Here is a 17,410-nt window from a genome sequence, read left to right on the forward strand (position 1 = left end):
GTCGGTGGAAGGCTGCAAGCGAAGCCAGCGGATATCCTCCGCTGGCTTCGCTGTTTAACGAAAAGGCATTGAGGCTGCGCGTAACGATCGGTCAACTCCTGCTCCATGGCGGTTCCGCCGTCTTAGACTGGCGCCAAGCCGAGTCAGAAAGCAGCCATGAAGCGCCGAATTCCCCAGTACTCCGAACTCCGCGATCTCGTCCAGTTCAAGTCCCTCGACCTGGACCGCCGCCGTGCCCGCCTGGCCAAGGCCACCAACATCTGGGAACTGAGGGACATCGCGAAGCGGCGGATCCCGGCCGCAGCCTTCGACTACGTGGACGGCGGCTCATTCGGGGAGCACGCGCTCCAGCGCAACCGCGAGGCCTTCAACAACATCGAATTCGTGCCGCACGTGCTGCGCGATGTGACCAGCGTGGACCTGAGCACCAAGATCGCCGGCACCGAGTCGGCCCTGCCCGTCGGCATCGGACCCACCGGGCTGACAAGGCTGATGCACACCGAAGGGGAGGTGGGCGGCGCGCAGGCCGCGGCCGCCTTCGGGGTGCCCTTCTCGCTCTCCACGATGGGCACCGCCTCCATCGAGGAACTGGCCGCAACGGTGCCCGACGCCGCCAAATGGTTCCAGCTCTACCTCTGGAAAGACCGCGAACGTTCGCGTGAACTGGTGCAGCGGGCCGCGGCGGCGGGGTACGGCGCGCTGATCGTCACGGTGGACACCCCGGTGGCCGGCGCCAGGCTCCGCGACACCCGCAACGGCATGACGATGCCGCCCACCCTGACCGCCAAAACCATTCTGGACGCCTCCTACCGGCCCGAGTGGTGGTTCAACTTCCTCACCACCAAACCGCTGGGCTTCGCCAACTTCGAGGGTGAACGGGTCTCCCTGGCCGAAACCGTGAACACCATGTTCGAACCCTCGCTGAACCTCGCCGACTTGGACTGGCTGCGCGAGACCTGGCCGGGCAAGCTCATCGTCAAGGGCATCCAAACGCCCGACGACGCCGTCGAGGTCCTGGCCCGCGGTGCGGACGCCCTGGTGGTCTCCAACCACGGCGGAAGACAGCTGGACCGTGCCCCCGTGCCGCTGCGGATCCTGCCGTCCATCCGGGCCGCCGTCGGACCCGAAGCGGAGATCATCCTGGACTCGGGCATCATGTCCGGCGGCGATATCGTGGCGGCGCTTGCTGCCGGCGCGGACTTCACGCTGATCGGCCGGGCCTACCTGTACGGGCTGATGGCCGGCGGCCGGCAGGGCGCCGAACGCACCCTGGAGCTGCTGCGGACCGAAATGACCCTGGTGATGCAGCTGCTCGGCGTCACGAGCGTGGCCGAGCTGCGTCCGGAGCATATCCGCAGCGTGTGACCCGCAGGGCTCGCTCGCCGCCGGGAATTGCAATCCGCGGGCGCCGGTCCACCGGTCAGGACGCGGCGTCGGAGGGGGCAGCCCGGAGTCCGTCGTCTTCCGGCGTGTGGTGGTTTCGGGTGCGGGCAATGGCCCCGGCAGCGCTGACGCCGCACGCCCCTGCGGCAACGGCAAAGGCCAGCCCGAAATCGGACGCTTCGATGAGGGCACCGGTCAGCGCTGCCCCGGCGGCCTGCCCCAGAATGAGGCTGATGAAGAGGGCCGACGTGCCGGCTGCACTACTGCTCGCCGTGGCGGTGGCCCAGATGATGAGGACCGACGTCGCGGCGGTGTAGGCCAGTCCGAACAGTGCAGCCGCGGCGAAGGAGATTCCGGTACTTCCCGGTGCGAGGGCCATACCCGCCGTGGCCGCTGCGGTGGCCAGTACCGTGACCGGCCAGGTGAGGCGGATCGAGTGCCGGGCCAGCCAGGGGGCGGTCAGCACTGCGGCCGCGCCGCCGACGCCAAGGGCAATCCAGGCTCCGGCGGACAGCGCGACGGGCATGCCGCCCTGATCCTCGAGCAGGGTGCGTCCGTACACCCAGACCGCGGCGCAGCCGATGCCGTAAATGAACGCCGCAGTGAGCGGCCATTTCAACGCGCCCAGACCGAGCCCCCGCTGCTGGCTTCCGCCGCGCTGCCGCTGCCCGGCGTCGTCGTTCCCGTTTGCACCTTCTGCATCGTCTTGAAGACCCGCATTCCCGCGGTCCCGCGAGACGTCCCCAAGCAGCACCCCGATCATCCCCGCCACTGCGATCACCGCGATCAGCACCCACGCCAGCCGCCATGCGGGCCCCAGCAGCAGTGCGAGCAGCCCGGCTGCGACCACGCCGAAGCCGGTTCCGGAGTTCACCACCGACTGTCGCTTCGCCGCGGAGAACGGCTTCGTGTTGCGCTGCACCAGTTCCACCAGGGCAGGGGAGGCGAACCCGGCACCCATCCCGGCCAGCAGCACGGCCGCGGCAAAGAACCCCGTGGACGAAGCCGCCGCGATACCGGCCGAACCGAGTGCCGCCGTCGACCCCGCCAGAATGGTCATCAGCCGCGGATGCCGCGGCGCGTACGCGAACCCCAGCCCGGCGGAGACGCAGTAGATCACCGAGGCGCCGGAGGAGAGCAGCCCGCCGACGGCAGGGGTCAGTTCGAAGGAGGCGGAGAAGGCCGGCAGGAACAGGCCGTAGCCCAGCCGTGCCAGTCCGTAGGTCGCGGCGATAAGTGTCACCGCGGCGACCGCGAAGAGCGGGCCGGCGGTCGGAACAGAAGGCTGTAACGGTCGTTTCATTGAAACGTACGTTATATGCTGTGCGCATGGTTGGACAACCCAGTGCACGAAACCGGCTGCTCGACGCCGCCGAGGAACTCGCCTTCACGCAGGGTGTCGCGGCGACGCCCGTGGACCGGATCCTGCAGCGCGCCAACGTTGCCCCGGCGACGCTGTACGCGCATTTCGGCAACAAGGAGGGCCTAATCGCGGAGGCCCTGCGCCGCCGGCTGCAGAACTGGGACGCGGCCTGGCAGCGGGAAATCGACGCCGCCGCCACGGACCGGGACCGGCTCCTGGCGGTCTTTCCCGCCCTCACGAGCTACCGGTCCGGCACGTCTGCCGCGCGCTGGTGTGCCGCGCTCGGCGTCGCGGCCGAAACCGTCGACCCGGGCCAGCAGCTCGCCGAAACCCTGTCGCAGGATACGCAGCTGCTCACCGACCGCTTCCGCGAACTGGCTGTCCCCGTTGTCGGCGCGGACGACGCCGACGCGCTGGCGGCCCACCTGCTGCTGATCTTCACCGGCGTACTGGGCATGCTGCTCCGCGGTTCCTCGCCGGAAGAAGCGGCGGCCACTGGCCGTGCCACCGCCGGGTTCGTTATCGACGGGTTCGGCTCGTCCCGCTCGGCCGGGTAGTTCCGGACGACGACGGCGGCGGCCGTTTGCGGGTCGGGGTGGGCATGTGAGCGGCGTGTCGGCGGAAGGTGTCTTGGTTCCATCAGAGAATGAGGCATGGATCTCATGACCTCCGCGGCGGCCGCTGCTGCTCTTGCCAGCGCCGTCGCTGCCTTCTTCAGCTGGATGGTGGCACACAATTCAATGCTGGCCGAGCGCCGCCGCTATGCGGCAAGCCTGCAAGCAGACCTAACAACGGGGGAAGTTGCAGCCGCCCGTAACGTTATTGGGAGCTGGCTATATGGGCCGCACGTAAGACACTCCCAAATTGAGGAAAGCGAACTGATCCAGTCTTACTACACGGTCGCATGGGCTATAGAACGTCTTGCGGCCGGACGGAGTGCTCTCGGTGTGTTGCGCTTTTCCGATCGGCGCACAATCGCGACTTTCGACAAGAGAATTAAGTGGCATGTCCAAGAGCAAGCCAGAAATCTAAAGATTCTTGCTCAACATATCAAGATGGACAATGGGGATCTCCTTCAATCCTTGAACGCGCTCAAGGAAGAAATCCCTGATCTCGATACGAGTGCTTCGAGTCACTCCTTCATATGCGATGCGCCGGACTGCCGTCGAACTAATCCGATCCCGGAAGCATGAAGCATGTGACGAAAGGTCTGCGTTCTAAAGGGCGTGACCGCTTTCGTCCCTATATGGCAGACCTCTCTCCTACACCCGGCCGTTTGCCGGCCGGGGCTTCACCGGGGCTGAGGTACTGGACGTCGCGGCGGCCGTCGGTGAGGATCCGCAGGTCCTCGTCCAGGTTCCGCCGCAGCTCCATCAGTGCGAACTGGTAGCTCCCCGGATCTGCGGCAACATCGCGCAGGTAGCGGTTGCTGGCTGCGGACATCCGCATCAATATCTCGGTGGCACCGGATCCGGGCGTGAGATGCGCGAGTGTCTCCATGAGGTTTTCGCGCAGATCCTGCACGGCGGACCTGTGCCGGGCTTCCATCGGTCCGCCCTGTGCCGGCTGCGGATCGATCGGGGCCAGCGTGCGTTTCAGATGCAGGTAGGTGACCAGCTCGTTGAGCGCCCGGGACTCGTGCCGCCGGTCCAGGCTCCGCTTGGTCAGCCAGCCTGCACCGAAGCCGATGAGCACCCCAACGATGGGCCAGAGAACGTTCCAGATCCACTCCATCGCAACCTCCTCCAGGACGTGCAGAGAGGCTACGGCCGTATCCGGGCATCGGCTAGAGAACCGACGTCGGACCGGACTACTTGGTGTCCGTTCCGGATGGTAATTGCTCCTCCACAAGTCCTGTAGCCTTTGGGTCGATGCATTTGCATCCACATTCATGTCTTGTCCATGGGGGACCTATGCCTGTTTTGCCCGCACGCCGCACTGCATCTTCCGCCCGCTCCCGGGTGCTCACTCTTGGCGCGCTGGCGATCAGCACCGTCGTCGTCCTGTCCGGCTGCGGCGGCGGCGACGCAGAACCCGCTGCCGCCACTCCGTCGCCGACCAAGACCACCTCGTCCCCGTCACCGACGCCGACACCGACTGCGACGCAGATCGCGAACAAGGCCTGCAAGACCGCCGGTGCCACCCAGACGCAGAAGCAGGCTGGAACCGCGAGCCCCACGCCCACGCCGTCGGCATCCACCAAATCCGCCAAGGCCACGCCGTCGTCGTCCCCGTCCCCGTCGACGACAACGGCTTCGCCGTCAGCCACACCGTCAGCCACCCCGACGTCCCAGTCCGTGGTTTATGTCTGCACCGAAAATGACAACGGCTTGCTCGTCTGGATGGACGAGGACAGCTCCATCAAGCTGATTGCCGAGCGCCAGGAAGCTGCGGACAAGCAAGCGGCAGAGGAAGCCGCGGCAGCAGCCGAACAGCAGCGCCTTGATGACGAGGCAGCTGCAGCTGAGGCGCAGCGCGTGGCCGACGAGCAGGCAGCCGCGGCGGAAGCGCAGCGAGTGGCGGACGAACAGGCCCGCCAGCAGGCTGTTCCCGCCCCCGTGGTTCCGGCACCGGCGCCGCCCGCGCCGCCGGCCAGCGTTTACTACCCCAACTGCACCGCGGCCCGTAACGCCGGAGGCGCTCCCGTCTACGCCGGTGGACCCGGCTACGGCACTCACCTGGACCGCGACGGCGACGGCGTCGGTTGCGAGTAATCCCCTCCAGTTTCCGGAAGCAGTAGAAGTTGCCCTTGGACCCGCCTAGCGTGGTTCCAAGGGCAACTCGCGTTAACGGTTCCGGTATCCGGTCCGGCCAGCGCTGTTGCCGCATCAGAAGCCGGCCGCGGTCCGCGGATCGGGGGGAGACCGGCCCGGTTCCACAGCGCTGAGGCATCATGTCGCACGAATCAACACCGGCAGCAGCTCCCTTCGATGCATCCGTGCCGCAGCGAAGTCCCAGTCTCGGGAATCCCCGCTCCGCGTGGTTGGTCCTCGGCCTGGCAGCCGGGTTGCTCTGGGTGGCGGCATTGCAGGGGAGCCTCGGCGTCATCGTGTGGCTGCTGGCCATCGGATCGCTACTGGTGCTTACCGCGCTCTACGCGTTGGGTTTCCGACGTCGCAGCTGGGCCAACCTGGACACGCTCGAACAGCGGAAATTTGCCCTGTCCCTCGGTGCCGTGGTGCTGGTGGTCGGCATGGTCGCTGGAGTCGTCTCGACGCCGGATCCCGTTCCAAGTTCGCTATCTGCAGAGGCCGACGGCCTTCGGCCACGGCCCGATCTTTTCGCCCTGCCGACGACGCCGCCGCCCGGGTCCGTCCTGAACCTCCCCCTTCCGCCCGGAGTGGAGGACGCCACCGACGATTCTGCCAACGAGCCGGGCGGTGTTGCCGTACTTGCCGATGCTTTGGTTCAGGAACCCGCCCAGCAGGTTTCCATCCGAAACGGCCCGTGTGCCACCGAAGAAGAAGTCCGCACGGAAGACCAGGTCGAGTACCGCTGCACGCGCAACCCGGCCGGGGATCTCGTGTGGCTGGACGGTGCATCCCGGCTGGAACAAGCCGAGCAGGCGGAAAAGGAACGCCAGACCGAAGCGGAAAGGGTGCGTCAGGCGGAGGCAGCCCGATGGGAGCAGGCACAGCAACAGGCAGCCGAAGAACGCGCCCGCGCGGAGGAAGCCGCCCGGAACCCACAACCGGCACCTCAACAGCCGCCGGTGAACCCACCGGGCAATTCGCCGCAGCCTCCGCCGACCGAACCCTCGCCTGAACCGCCGGAACCAGGCCAGCCGCCTACGCAGCCACCGACCGAGCCGCCGGCGGAACCTCCCACGGAACCGCCGACTTCCCCGCCCAGCCCGGACCCGACGGCGCCGCCCACCGTGCCGCCCACACCGCCGGGACCGCCCAATCCGCCGGAGCCGGGGACGCCGGACCCGGACATTCCGGTCATTCCGCCGGAATTCCCGTTCCCGCCCAACCCGCCGTCGCCGCCCCGGCCAACACCGCCGCCGTCGTCGTTCGCTCCGCCGCCAGACGCACCGGATGCGACTGAGGCGGCCATCGAAGCCGTAGTGCCTGCCGCCCGGTAAACCGCTCTACCGGAACGCGGAAATGCCCGTGATGTGCTGGCCCAGGATCAGGGTGTGGACCTCGTCGGTGCCCTCGTAGGTCCGCACCGATTCGAGGTTGTTGGCGTGCCGCAGCGGTGAATAGTCCAGGGTGATGCCGTTGCCGCCCAGGATGGCGCGGGCTTCCCGGCAGATCGCGATCGCTTCGCGCACGTTGTTCAGCTTGCCCACGGAGATCTGCACCGGTTCCAGCGTGCCGGCATCCTTGAGCCGCCCGGTGTGGATGGCCAGCAGCACGCCCTTGGATATTTCCAGCAGCATGTTCACCAGCTTCTCCTGGGTGATTTGGTAGGCGGCGAGCGGCTTGTCGAACTGCAGCCGTTCCAGCGAGTACTTCAGCGCCTCCTCGTAGCTGTCCCGGGCCGCGCCCATCGAGCCCCAGAGGATCCCGTAGCGGGCCTCGTTCAGGCAGGAGAACGGGCCGCGCAGGCCCTTCGCGCCGGGCAGCAGCGCCGAATCGGGCAGCCGTACATCCGTCAGGAACACATCGCACTGGATGGAGGCCCGCATGGAGAGCTTCGGTTCGATCGGCACGGCGGAGAAGCCCGGGGTGTCCGTGGGCACGAGGAAGCCACGGACGCCGTCGTCGGTCTGCGCCCAGATCACGGCGACGTCGGCAATGGAGGCCAGCCCGATCCACCGCTTGGTTCCGTTAAGGACCCAGCCGTCGCCGTCGTGCCGGGCAAACGTGCTCATACTCGACGGGTCGGAACCTGCGGTGGGTTCGGTGAGGCCGAAGCAGCCGATCAGTTCGCCGCGGGCCATGCCCGGCAGGTACCGGTTCTTCTGTTCCTCGGAGCCCCATTTATGGATCGCTGTCATGGCCAGCGAGCCCTGCACGGAGACGAAGGTGCGCAGGCCCGAGTCGCCGGCCTCCAGTTCCATCGCGGCGATCCCGTACTCGACGGCGGAGCGGCCGGGGCAGCCGTAGCCTTCCAGATGCATGCCGAGCACGCCGAGATCGCCCAGCTCTCGGACGATCTCCACCGGGAACACAGCGTCCTCGTACCAGTCCTTGATGTTCGGGCGGATGCGCGCATCCACGAAGGCCCGGACTTTCGCGCGGAGGGCGAGTTCGTCCTCGGTGAGGAGTCCGTCCAGGCCCAGGACGTCCGACGTCGTGCGGAGGGTCTCGAGGTCCGGCGCAGCGGGGGCCGGGGACGCCGGGGCGGTAGACGGCGTCGTGGGCATGCTCATGGTTCCTCCTGCGGCCGCAGCTCTGCGGCCCGAACGGGGTATCTTGCCGGGATCGGCGGCGTGTTGTCCAAGTCACACTACTATTGCGGGCGCAGTACTATTTCCAGCATGACTGAGGCTTATCTGGTGTCCGGCGTCCGCACTCCCGTCGGCCGCTACGGCGGTGCCCTCTCGAGCGTCCGCCCCGACGATCTGGCAGCCTTGGTGCTTCGGGAAGCGGTGGCCCGCGCAGGGGTGAACCCGGCCGACGTCGACGAGGTACTGCTGGGCAACACGAACCAGGCCGGCGAGGACAACCGGAACGTGGCACGGATGGCGACCCTGCTCGCCGGGTTCCCCGACACCGTGCCGGCGATGACGGTGAACCGGCTATGTGCCTCCGGGCTCAGTGCGATCATCACGGCCTCGCAAATGATCAAGACGGGCGCCGCGGACATTGTGGTGGCCGGGGGAGTGGAGTCGATGTCGCGGGCGCCGTGGGTGCTGGCGAAACCGGAGACGGCCTTCGCGAAGCCGGGGGAGCTGGCCGATTCCGCGATCGGTGCCCGGTTCACCAATCCTCGGTTCTACGACCTGCCCGGCACCACCTACTCCATGCCCGAAACCGCCGAGGAACTGGCCGCCCGGGACGGGATCTCCCGCGAGGACTCCGACGCGTTCGCGCTGCGCTCGCATCAGCGGGCGGTCGCGGCCATTGACGAGGGGCGCTTTACGGACGAGATCTTGCCGGTGGAAACGAAGAAGGGCGTGGTGAAAACCGACGAGGGTCCGCGCCGGGAAACCAGCATCGAGGCCCTGGCGAAGCTGCGGCCCATCGTCCGGCCCGACGGCGTGGTGACCGCCGGGAACTCGAGCTCGCTGAACGACAGCGCGTCCGCCGTCGTCGTCGCCAGTTCCGACGCCGTCCGCAGGCTCGGGTTGAACGCCCGCGCCCGGATTGTCGACGGCGCCTCCGCCGGAGTGGCGCCCGCCGTGATGGGCATCGGGCCGGTGCCGGCGACGCAGAAGGTGCTGGACCGGGCCGGCTGGTCGCTCGGCGACATTGAAGCCGTGGAGCTGAACGAGGCCTTCGCCGCGCAGTCGCTGGCGTGCATGCGGGCACTGAACCTGGACGAGTCGATCGTGAACCGCGACGGCGGGGCCATCGCCCTGGGTCACGCGCTGGGGTCGTCCGGGTCCCGGCTGACGGTGACGATGCTGAACCGGATGGAACGCGAGGGTGCTTCGAAGGCCTTGGTGACCATGTGTGTGGGGCTGGGCCAGGGTGTGTCGATGCTGCTGGAACGGGTGTAGGCGCTTACCTACGCGTCAGCGAGCCTCGCGAGCAGCTCGGCATCCTTCGTGAGGATGGAGTGGAGCGCAGCGTCGATTGCACGCCGGCGTTCGTCTCGATCCTCGTTGTCTTGGGGGTCCTCATGCTGCTCAGTCATGCGAGCACTCTACCGTCTGCCTGTGGCGGTCTGGATTCTGGCCGTCGGCCAAACCAGCTTGGAAGAGTCGCATATTTCTCCGGGATAGGCTGTGGCAGATAATCGGTCTGTAGATATGGGGGAAGAATGCACAAGGGAAGTGTCTCCGCGCTGCTGCTTATCGGTTTTCTGGGATTAGCAGGGTGCTCATCCGAAGCAGCCAAACAACCCGTTTCCGCAGCTTCCCCGAGCGTATCGGCGTCGGCCAAGACCACCCCGGCCCCAACCACCACCGGGACGACGGCCCCGGCCACGCCCGCGGCCGCCCCCGGTACGTCCGCTCCCGCCGACGACGCTGCGCATCCCCTGACCGCCATAACCATCGCCCAACGTCTGCAGGCAGCGGTACCGACCATCACATCCGTCATTGAAGTGACGGAAGCCAATGATTCAACCGGGTCTATCGGCCAGCCCGGCAAGTACACGTCCGCTGCGTGGATTGCCGACACCGGTGCTGCGGCGACTGAGAACAGCGTGGTCGGCGGAGCCGTCGTGGAGGTATTCGCCAGCGAAGGAGAAGCCCAGGACCGCTTGTACGCACTGCAGCAGCACATCAGCATGGGACCGGCCTTCAACGCTGAGTACCACTATCTGCAGGGAACGGTGCTCCTACGGGTGTCGGGAGCACTAAGTCCCGAGCAAGCGGCTCTCTACGAGCAGGCCTTCACCGGCGCCACTCTCGAATAAACCAGTCTCCAGTAAACCGGTCACAAACGAGGGGAATAGCCATGGGGTTGTTCAGCGCGAAACCGATAGTGGAAAAGATGGAACAGTGGACCTCGGTCCAGCCGCCGCAGGCGGTCCTGGATGCGTTGGCCGCGGCCTTCTCGTCCCACGGTGAGGACGTCCGCCGCGACGAGTCCCGGCTGGTCGTGCACGTCGGCTCGTACTGGAAGTACCGGATGCTGGGCACCTTCTTCGCCGCAGGCCGTGCCAGCGTGCCGCTGACCCTGATGTTCAGCACCTCCCCCTCCGGCTCCGGGACGGCCATCAACGTCCACGGCTACGATACGTACGGGTTTCGGATGGGCAACGGAACCCTCTTTGACGTCCCGGTGCTGTTCAACCACCGGTTGGAGGAATTCCTCAGTTATGCAGCGGCGGTGGTGGGCATTCGCCGGCCCATCTCAGGTCCCGCTCCCGTCCCGCCGTTCCACCTTTAGCCCCGCACCAGCCCCAGCATCCGCCGGACAATTTCTTCCCCGGCCAGAATCCCGCGCGCCTCGGTGACCTGCAGGTGCGGCTCGAAGTAGCCGGCGTCGTCCAGTTCGCCGTGTGCGGGACGGAAGGCGATGTCGGCGCACTCCAGCATCGGCCGGTCCAACAGGGAATCCCCGGCAGCGATGATGCGGTCCGCACCGATCCGGCGGGCAACCTCGGCAACGGCCTGCTGCTTGGTGACCGGCGTCGGCACGCAGTAGAGCTTGCGGCCCTGCAGCGACACGGTCCAGCCGCGCGCATCGCACCAGTCCTCCAGAGCCAGCAGGAACTCGCCGGGGAGGGCATCCCGGTCCACAATTGCGTACGCGAACAGATCCTCAGCGGAACGAAGCTTCAGAATCCATTCATGGAACTCAGGACGGCCCAGGTAAGCCTCGATCTCGGCCAGCGGAGCGCACCCGGACGTGACGAGGCCGCGCACGGAGGCCTGCCAGTCGGCGTCGGGCTCCCCGTGGTGCAGGATGACGCCGCCGTTGGTGGTGACCGCATACTCCGGCGTGGGCCCGGGCAACTGGATCCGCCGGTACTGCGCGACGGTCCGCGTGGTCACCGGGACGAACACGGACGCCTCGGCAGCGGAGACCAGCAGTGCCTCGGCGGCACGGGTCATGAAGGACAGCGGCTTACCCTCATAGACTTCGGCCACCACCATGGCCGGAGCCAGGGCATCCTCGGTGTTCAGGAACAGTGCGTTGGCGGAGTAGATCAGGGTGCGGTCCAGGTCGGACGCGAGCATCGTCTTCACGCGTCGGCCCCCGGAACGGCGGCCGCAACTGCCCGGCCGTCCGCGCCCACGGCGCCGGCGGTGAACCGGGGATGGATCAGGCCTACGCAGCTGAACGGCAGGTCCGGCACCTCCTCCACGGGTACGCCGCGCTGTTCGGCCAGCAGCAGCACATGTGCCACGTCCTCCAGCGCCCCGGGATGCACCAGCACCTTCCACGGCACCCGGCGCAGCAGCACGCGGGTGGTCTCGCCGACGCCGGGCTTCACCAGGTTCACGTTGTGGATGCCGTACTCCTCGCTCAGGCGCTCCACGGCCTGCCAGCCCACCCAGGTGGGGGTCCGGTCCGCAGCAGCGAGCGATGCCGCAGCAGCCTCCGCTTCGGGCCGCACGTCGTCGAAGTGCCGCTCGATCGCCGCCAGGAAATCCCGGGACACATCGGCACCGGCCAGATGGGCGTAGAACTTCGCGCCGTGGAAATCCTCGGGCGCAATGAGGTCCTTGTTGAATACCGTGCGGGAGACCAGCCCGGAGACGGTCGAGTTCAGGCAGGCCGACGGAATCAGGTAATCCTCCCGCGTGCCGAACAGCTCCACGGAATGGCCGGGATCGGCCAGCACCGCAAGTTCGGACGAGAACCGCACGCCGTCGGTGGCTTCGAACTTATCCAGCGCCGCGGTCAGCTCGCGCGTGATGGCGCCCTTGCCGGTCCAGCCGTCCACGAACAGGATCCGCTCGGGGGAGTACGTCCGCGCCAGGTACCGCAGCGCCGTTTCATCCATCCCCACGCCGCGCACAATGCTCATGGTGTAGTGCGGCAGGTCCAGCCCGTGCATCCGCTGCGCCCACCGGCGCATCAGGATTCCGATCGGCGTTCCGGCCCGGGCGAGCGACACCAGCACCGGCTCGCGGTTCCGGGCGGCCAGCGCCAGCTCGGTCACGGTGCCGACGGCGGACGCGACCCGCGGCGCGGAACGGCGCAGCGCCTCCTCGTACAGGTCCTGGTACTGGGCCGAGGGCAGGTACTCCATCGGCAGCGACTCGGCGTAGTTCGCCCCGCCGGACTGGATGGCCGCCTCCCGCTCGGCGGTGGGGGCCTCCAGCTGGGCGTCCCGCAGGTCCTTCAGCAGCCAGGTCACGTCCTCGGGCGCGTAGGACCCGAACGCCGGGCCGGTCAGCGGCACGGCCGCAGCAACGGAACCGGTCCAGTCCGCGGGGACATCGGCCGGCAACAGTACGACGACGACGGCGCCGGTCACCGCGCGCAGCGCCTCGGTCACACTGCCCGGGCCGGTGATGGATGCAGGGTCGGTGCCGGGTTCGGGCAGGAGCACAATGCTGTCGAAGCCGGTGTTCGCTGCGCTGCCGTCGGCCGCCCGGCGGGGCCCGACGTTATAGGCGTGCCGCGGGCCGGGACCGTCCTCAGTGACATCGTGGCTGGCGAAGTCCACGGCATTGGCAATGGCGTAATCCGGCCGGTCGATCGGCACGATGGGGGAGCGGGTGGTGGTGGAGAACCGGACAGAGGCACCCGGCAGCGCTTCGGCCACGGCGTTGGCGATGGTCAGCGGCACATGGATGAATTCCTCGCAGCCCAGGACCAGCACCGATTCCGCCGAAGCGGGCAGCGCGGCGGAGATACGGGAGGCAACGAGAGCCAGGCTCTCTGCCGAGACAGCTCCCGGCAGGGCGTCCGGCAGGGTGCCGAGGTAATCGGAGGAGATGCCGGCACGGTTGCCGAAGCGGTCACTGCGCAGGCTGCGGGCGGTGTCCTCCAGCAGAGTCACGGTGCCAGGGGCGGAATCGGAACGAGCGGCCCCGGCAGGGGAATCCGGAAGCCCGCCGATCAGTTGCTCGGCCCGGACCAGGATGTCCTCACCGAGTTCGATGCTGCCCGTCCCGAGAGCTACCACGCGGATGCTGCAGCCCAGCTCGTCCGCCAGCTCGTCGAAACGGGCACGGTCGGCGTCGGAACGCAGGTCGATGAGGGAGGCCACCACGTAGAGCGGATGCGGTGCGGCGGCGTGGAGTTCGGTGATGGTGTTGATGACGGTGGCGCCGGTGCTCAGCTCGTCGTCGACCAGCACCACGGGACCCGGGCTGTTCAGCTGGGCCGGATCCACGGGCAGCAGCCGGTGCGAGGTGGCGTGCGAATGGGCTTCCTCGAACGCGCCGTACGCCACCGCACCCTCCGGGGCATGCCGGGTGGAATGGATGTAGTACGAGCCGAGCATGTCGGCAACGAGCCGGCCCAGACCGGTGGCGGTCTCCGCGTAGCCGATGGTCACCACCTCGGGGTGGGAGACGGGCAGGTCCCAGAGCCGTTCGCGGGCATACTGCAGCCGGGCGCGCGGTGTGCGGGGAGCGGCGTGGCGGCCGCCGTCGTCGTTCGCCCGCCTGGACCCGGCCGCACTCTCGCCGTCCTCGAGCACCGCCGCCAGTTCGGCTGCGACACCGCGCAGCACGGCGTCGTCCACCTTGCTGCCGAGCGCCGCTCCGGCCAGTGCGCCGAGCAGCTCGCCGGCCGCCAGGACGAGCGCCGGTTCGGTGGGCACATGCTTGGCCAGCACACGGGACACGAGCAGGTGCGCGCGGCGGGGGTTGCGGCGCAGGGCCAGTCCCACCAGGTCCTCTACCGGCAGCAGCGCTGCAGGATCAGAGGTGATCCGCACTCCCAGGGCCTCGTTCACAAATCCGCCGGTCCAGGGGTGGTGCTTCAATTCATGCTCGCTTCCAGAAGATCTACATAGGTGATGTCGGGGGCTGCAACGCCGAAGGCGGCGGCCCGGACGAGGGTGGAAGCTGCCCACGCCTGATGCGGTTTCATTTCGTTCATTTTGTTGCGGTAGGGCGACGCCGCGGCGCCGCCCCCGGCCTCGCCGGAAATATGGAGGGCGTCCAGGTACGCCTCATGGCTGATCACGGACATGGCGTGGACCAGGGGAACATGCGAGGGGTGGATGACGGTTTTACCGAGCAGTCCGTTGGCCTGGTCCAGTTCGATTTCGCGGATCAGCCCGTCCAGGTTCGCCGTCAGCAGCCGTTGGCGCAGGCCCAGCTCGTCGGCTTCCGCGAAGGGGGAGGATCGAAGCATCGGACGCAGCAGCCGCTCGCCGGAGCTGTAGTGTTCCCAGACCGGTCCGCTGATGACAAAGCCGCCCGGCCTGCCGAGCATGTTGACGATGTCCCCGATCACCGCGGAGACCACCTTGACGTCGTAAATGGTGAGGTCCCGGGAACGACGCAGCCCGTAGGCGCTGGACATGTCCGTAGCGCCGATCCGCACGGCCAGGATGTCCGGCCGGTTCGCTTCCAGCACCTCGAAGATGCCGCCGAGGGTATGGGTGCGGGTCTCGGCGTGGATCATCAGCGGAGACTCGAGGATCGGCATGATCCGCAGCGGCCGGGCACCGGGATCGGCGGCCCACCGGGCGTCGTTCACGGTGTGCAGCGCGTCGAGGAAGCGCTGGGCGGCGCCGGAGGTGTTTTCGAACTTCGGAATCACAAACCCGGTGAGGACGTCCAGGGTCTGTCCGCCGCGCTCGGCAAGGCTCAGCAGCTGTTCGGGCGTGCGGACGCGGACGAAGAGCATCAGGTCTTCGGCGTCGCCGGCCTTCCGGACGCCGGCGGAGTGCAGTTCGGCGAGGGCTTCCACCAGATTGGTCTCCGCGGCCGGGACCTCGGCGTCGGCAATGGAATCCTCCAGACAGATGACCATGCTGACGGCTCCGCGGGCGGCCTGCTTGCGGACGTCCTTGACCAGGTCCGGCCGGGTCGCGGGGCAGTAAAGCGTGGCCCCGAGCGCGCTGGCCAGCAGGCCGGCATCGGAATCGAGGGTCAGTTCCTGGGGTGCGAGGTGGAACAGGCGGGCGGTTTCGGGCTCGCTCAGGTAGGAGAAGTGGCGCATCGCTTTACCGCCCCTGGTAGGGGAGGCGGGTGGTCATGGTGAAGCCGAAGGCCTCCCAGATGGCTTTGAACTCCATGCCGTACGGCAGTTCCTCGGCCCGCAGCTCCAATACGTCGTCAATGCGGATCACGGAAAGCGCGTAATAGCTGCGGTGGCCGGCCTGCGCCGGGATGGTCACCGACTTGCCGTTGTAGACCCCCACACTCATGGGCTGCTTCGGCTTCGGGAAAAACAGTGCCCGGCGCAGCATCCGAACATGGCGCAGCGGGATCAGCGCGAGGTCATCCTCATAGCCGACCAGCGGCCGGTTGCCCGGAGCCTGGACCATAACGCCGTCCAGGTCTTCGGGCCGGAACTCGCCGGCGGAAACGGAGCCGGTGCTGTATCCCGGCCCTTCCCACACCGCACGCACGGTACCGGCGACCACGAGGCTGCCCACGGCGGATTCCATCGGGGTCAGGCGCACTACCGGGTTCTGCCGGTCCAGGCTGCGCAGCTCGCCCATGCCCGGTGCCGGGAAGAGCCTGTTGTGCAGGGGCTCTGCCCGTACCGGTTCAGCAGCGCGGGAGGACGACGTCGGCCGGGACGCTGCGGGGGCAGCGGCACGGCTGCTGGCCGCCTCGGCATTGGGGGACAGGCCCAGCGAAAGCGACGGGGAGACCGACGGCGCGGGCTGCTGCCGCGGCTGCGGGGACAGCGAGAGGGACCCCGGAGCCGGAGCTGGAGTGGCCGGCCGGGCGGCGGGGGCTGAAGTGCGCGGCGCTGCGGCGGCGGGTGCCGGCGTCGTTCGAGGTGCCGGGGCCGCCTGCGGCGCGGGGGCAGCCTGGGGTGCAACCGGAGCCGCAGCGCGCGGCTTGACCCGGCGGCTCAGGAAGGGAAGGTCGGTGCGGACGGCCGACGAGCGGTTGACGGCCATCGCCTAAAGGTCGAATCCGAAGTCGGCAGCCAGCCCGCGCAGGCCGGTGGTGTACCCCTGGCCCAGGGCGCGGAACTTCCAGTCGGTGCGGTGCCGGTACAGCTCGCCGAACATCATGGCGGTGATGCTGTCCCGGTTCGCCGAGGGCAGGTCGAAGCGGACCAGTTCCCCGCCGTTGGGCCGTGCCACCCGGATGTAGGCGCTGCGCACGGCGGCGAACGTGCCGGGTCCGCGCATCTCCGGATCGGCGTAGACGGCGAAGACAATCTTGGAGACGGCGTCCGGCACCCGGGACAGGTCGACGTCGATCTGCTCGGTGTCGTCGTCGCCCTCGAACACGACGGAACCCTCCGGGCTGGCGATCTGGTTGAAGAAGACCAGGTGCTCGTCGGAGAGGACCCGGCCGTCGGAGCCGCACAGCAGGGTCAGCGGAACGAGTTCGGCTGCGGGCCCGCGGCTGGGAATCACGTCCCAGCCCAGTCCCACCAGGACGGAGCTGAGGCCGGGGTTTTCGGCGGTGAGGGCGGCGTTGGCGCCGGCTACCAGGGTTCCCATCAGTGCTCCCCGAAGGTCAGGGAGGAGGGGGAGAACTTGTCATCGAGGAACCGCCCGTGGGTGGACAGCTCGGCAATGGCACCGGTGCGGACCTGGTTCTCCAGGTCCCGGGCAATGCCTTCCAGGATGGTGAGTTGGTCAACGAGCAATGTGGTGGCCTCTGAACTCTCGGTCCGCTCCCGGTCGCTGAGGGCCACATAGGCACGCAGGGGAGTAGGGAGGTAATTGGTAATGATGGCGTTGAGCAGCACGCGCTGCTCGGTGGAGGCGCCGTGGCTGCCCACGTATTCCACCAAAGGCGCCAGGATGTCATCGATCTGCCGGACCATGGAGGACACCAGGGTCGGCAGCGCGGCGCCGGCCCTGCGCACCGCCCTGCGCAGGTTCTCCAGGGACTTTACGGTCTCCTGGTGTTCGGCGTCGGGGCCCGACGGCGGCGTGGCCGCGGACAGCGCCGGCGGCGGTTCCGGCTCCGGCGAGTTGCCGAAGAGGGAACCGAAGAACCTGCCTACTGCCATGGCCGGCTCCTACCCACCGGTGCTGTCCTGC

General features: G+C 68.0%; 18 protein-coding genes. 8 read left to right on the forward strand and 10 right to left on the reverse strand.

Annotated elements, in window-relative coordinates; translation table 11 throughout:
* Window positions 1-156 precede the first annotated feature (156 nt).
* A complete protein-coding gene (locus NNX38_RS12915; protein WP_255798370.1) occupies window positions 157-1,365 on the forward strand; it encodes an alpha-hydroxy acid oxidase in 1,209 nt (402 codons plus the stop codon).
* Window positions 1,366-1,420: 55 nt separating this feature from the next.
* On the opposite strand, the gene NNX38_RS12920 is transcribed toward NNX38_RS12915, so the two are convergent.
* Complete coding sequence (locus NNX38_RS12920) at window positions 1,421-2,686, reverse strand: MFS transporter (protein WP_255798371.1); 1,266 nt, start codon at window positions 2,684-2,686, stop codon at window positions 1,421-1,423.
* A 26-nt stretch (window positions 2,687-2,712) separates the two neighbouring features.
* On the opposite strand from NNX38_RS12920, the gene NNX38_RS12925 reads away from it, so the two are divergent.
* Window positions 2,713-3,303 (forward strand): TetR/AcrR family transcriptional regulator, encoded by a 591-nt coding sequence (locus NNX38_RS12925; RefSeq protein WP_255798372.1) that lies wholly within the window; start codon window positions 2,713-2,715, stop codon window positions 3,301-3,303.
* A gap of 96 nt (window positions 3,304-3,399) precedes the next feature.
* Window positions 3,400-3,939, forward strand: coding sequence for a hypothetical protein (locus NNX38_RS12930; protein WP_255798373.1), 540 nt, complete (start codon window positions 3,400-3,402; stop codon window positions 3,937-3,939).
* Between the two features lie 49 nt (window positions 3,940-3,988).
* On the opposite strand, the gene NNX38_RS12935 is transcribed toward NNX38_RS12930, so the two are convergent.
* Window positions 3,989-4,480, reverse strand: coding sequence for a hypothetical protein (locus NNX38_RS12935; RefSeq protein WP_255798374.1), 492 nt, complete (start codon window positions 4,478-4,480; stop codon window positions 3,989-3,991).
* A gap of 179 nt (window positions 4,481-4,659) precedes the next feature.
* Between NNX38_RS12935 and NNX38_RS12940 the strand changes: the two genes are divergently transcribed.
* Window positions 4,660-5,460, forward strand: coding sequence for an excalibur calcium-binding domain-containing protein (locus NNX38_RS12940; protein WP_255798375.1), 801 nt, complete (start codon window positions 4,660-4,662; stop codon window positions 5,458-5,460).
* Window positions 5,461-5,639: 179 nt separating this feature from the next.
* Entirely contained in the window at window positions 5,640-6,833 is a 1,194-nt protein-coding gene (locus NNX38_RS12945) for a hypothetical protein (RefSeq protein ID WP_255798376.1), read from the forward strand.
* Window positions 6,834-6,839: 6 nt separating this feature from the next.
* Here NNX38_RS12945 and NNX38_RS12950 read toward each other — a convergent pair whose 3' ends face one another.
* Window positions 6,840-8,063: an acyl-CoA dehydrogenase family protein gene (locus NNX38_RS12950; RefSeq protein ID WP_255798647.1), complete on the reverse strand. Its 1,224-nt coding sequence runs from the start codon at window positions 8,061-8,063 to the stop codon at window positions 6,840-6,842.
* A gap of 114 nt (window positions 8,064-8,177) precedes the next feature.
* Here NNX38_RS12950 and NNX38_RS12955 point away from each other — a divergent pair, with 114 nt between their 5' ends.
* Window positions 8,178-9,362: a thiolase family protein gene (locus NNX38_RS12955; RefSeq protein ID WP_255798377.1), complete on the forward strand. Its 1,185-nt coding sequence runs from the start codon at window positions 8,178-8,180 to the stop codon at window positions 9,360-9,362.
* Between the two features lie 8 nt (window positions 9,363-9,370).
* Here NNX38_RS12955 and NNX38_RS12960 read toward each other — a convergent pair whose 3' ends face one another.
* A complete protein-coding gene (locus tag NNX38_RS12960; protein ID WP_255798378.1) occupies window positions 9,371-9,499 on the reverse strand; it encodes a hypothetical protein in 129 nt (42 codons plus the stop codon).
* A 126-nt stretch (window positions 9,500-9,625) separates the two neighbouring features.
* Between NNX38_RS12960 and NNX38_RS12965 the strand changes: the two genes are divergently transcribed.
* Window positions 9,626-10,225 carry a hypothetical protein gene (locus NNX38_RS12965; RefSeq protein ID WP_255798379.1) on the forward strand — a complete coding sequence of 200 codons (600 nt, stop codon included), beginning with the start codon at window positions 9,626-9,628 and terminating at the stop codon, window positions 10,223-10,225.
* A 41-nt stretch (window positions 10,226-10,266) separates the two neighbouring features.
* Window positions 10,267-10,701 (forward strand): hypothetical protein, encoded by a 435-nt coding sequence (locus NNX38_RS12970; protein ID WP_255798380.1) that lies wholly within the window; start codon window positions 10,267-10,269, stop codon window positions 10,699-10,701.
* Here NNX38_RS12970 and NNX38_RS12975 read toward each other — a convergent pair.
* From NNX38_RS12975 to NNX38_RS13000, 6 genes are read right to left on the reverse strand one after another with little or no spacing between them, the layout of a single operon-like run.
* A complete protein-coding gene (locus tag NNX38_RS12975; protein ID WP_255798648.1) occupies window positions 10,698-11,495 on the reverse strand; it encodes an HAD family hydrolase in 798 nt (265 codons plus the stop codon). The genes NNX38_RS12970 and NNX38_RS12975 overlap by 4 nt on opposite strands.
* 5 nt (window positions 11,496-11,500) lie before the next feature.
* On the reverse strand, window positions 11,501-14,203 hold the full coding sequence (locus tag NNX38_RS12980) for a phosphoribosyltransferase domain-containing protein (RefSeq protein ID WP_255798381.1): 2,703 nt from the start codon (window positions 14,201-14,203) through the stop codon (window positions 11,501-11,503).
* A complete protein-coding gene (locus NNX38_RS12985) occupies window positions 14,200-15,390 on the reverse strand; it encodes an HpcH/HpaI aldolase/citrate lyase family protein (protein WP_255798382.1) in 1,191 nt (396 codons plus the stop codon). The genes NNX38_RS12980 and NNX38_RS12985 overlap by 4 nt, the downstream gene beginning before the upstream one ends.
* A 4-nt stretch (window positions 15,391-15,394) precedes the next feature.
* Entirely contained in the window at window positions 15,395-16,306 is a 912-nt protein-coding gene (locus NNX38_RS12990) for a hypothetical protein (protein ID WP_255798383.1), read from the reverse strand.
* 3 nt (window positions 16,307-16,309) lie between these two features.
* On the reverse strand, window positions 16,310-16,861 hold the full coding sequence (locus NNX38_RS12995) for a TerD family protein (protein ID WP_255766830.1): 552 nt from the start codon (window positions 16,859-16,861) through the stop codon (window positions 16,310-16,312).
* The gene (locus NNX38_RS13000; protein ID WP_255798384.1) at window positions 16,861-17,379 is read right to left on the reverse strand and encodes a hypothetical protein; all 519 of its coding nucleotides are present in this window, start codon (window positions 17,377-17,379) and stop codon (window positions 16,861-16,863) included. Before NNX38_RS13000 ends, NNX38_RS12995 begins: the two co-directional genes overlap by 1 nt.
* Window positions 17,380-17,410 lie beyond the last annotated feature (31 nt).

The organism is Arthrobacter sp. zg-Y238, from assembly GCF_024385525.1.
GTDB lineage: Bacteria > Actinomycetota > Actinomycetes > Actinomycetales > Micrococcaceae > Arthrobacter_B > Arthrobacter_B jinronghuae.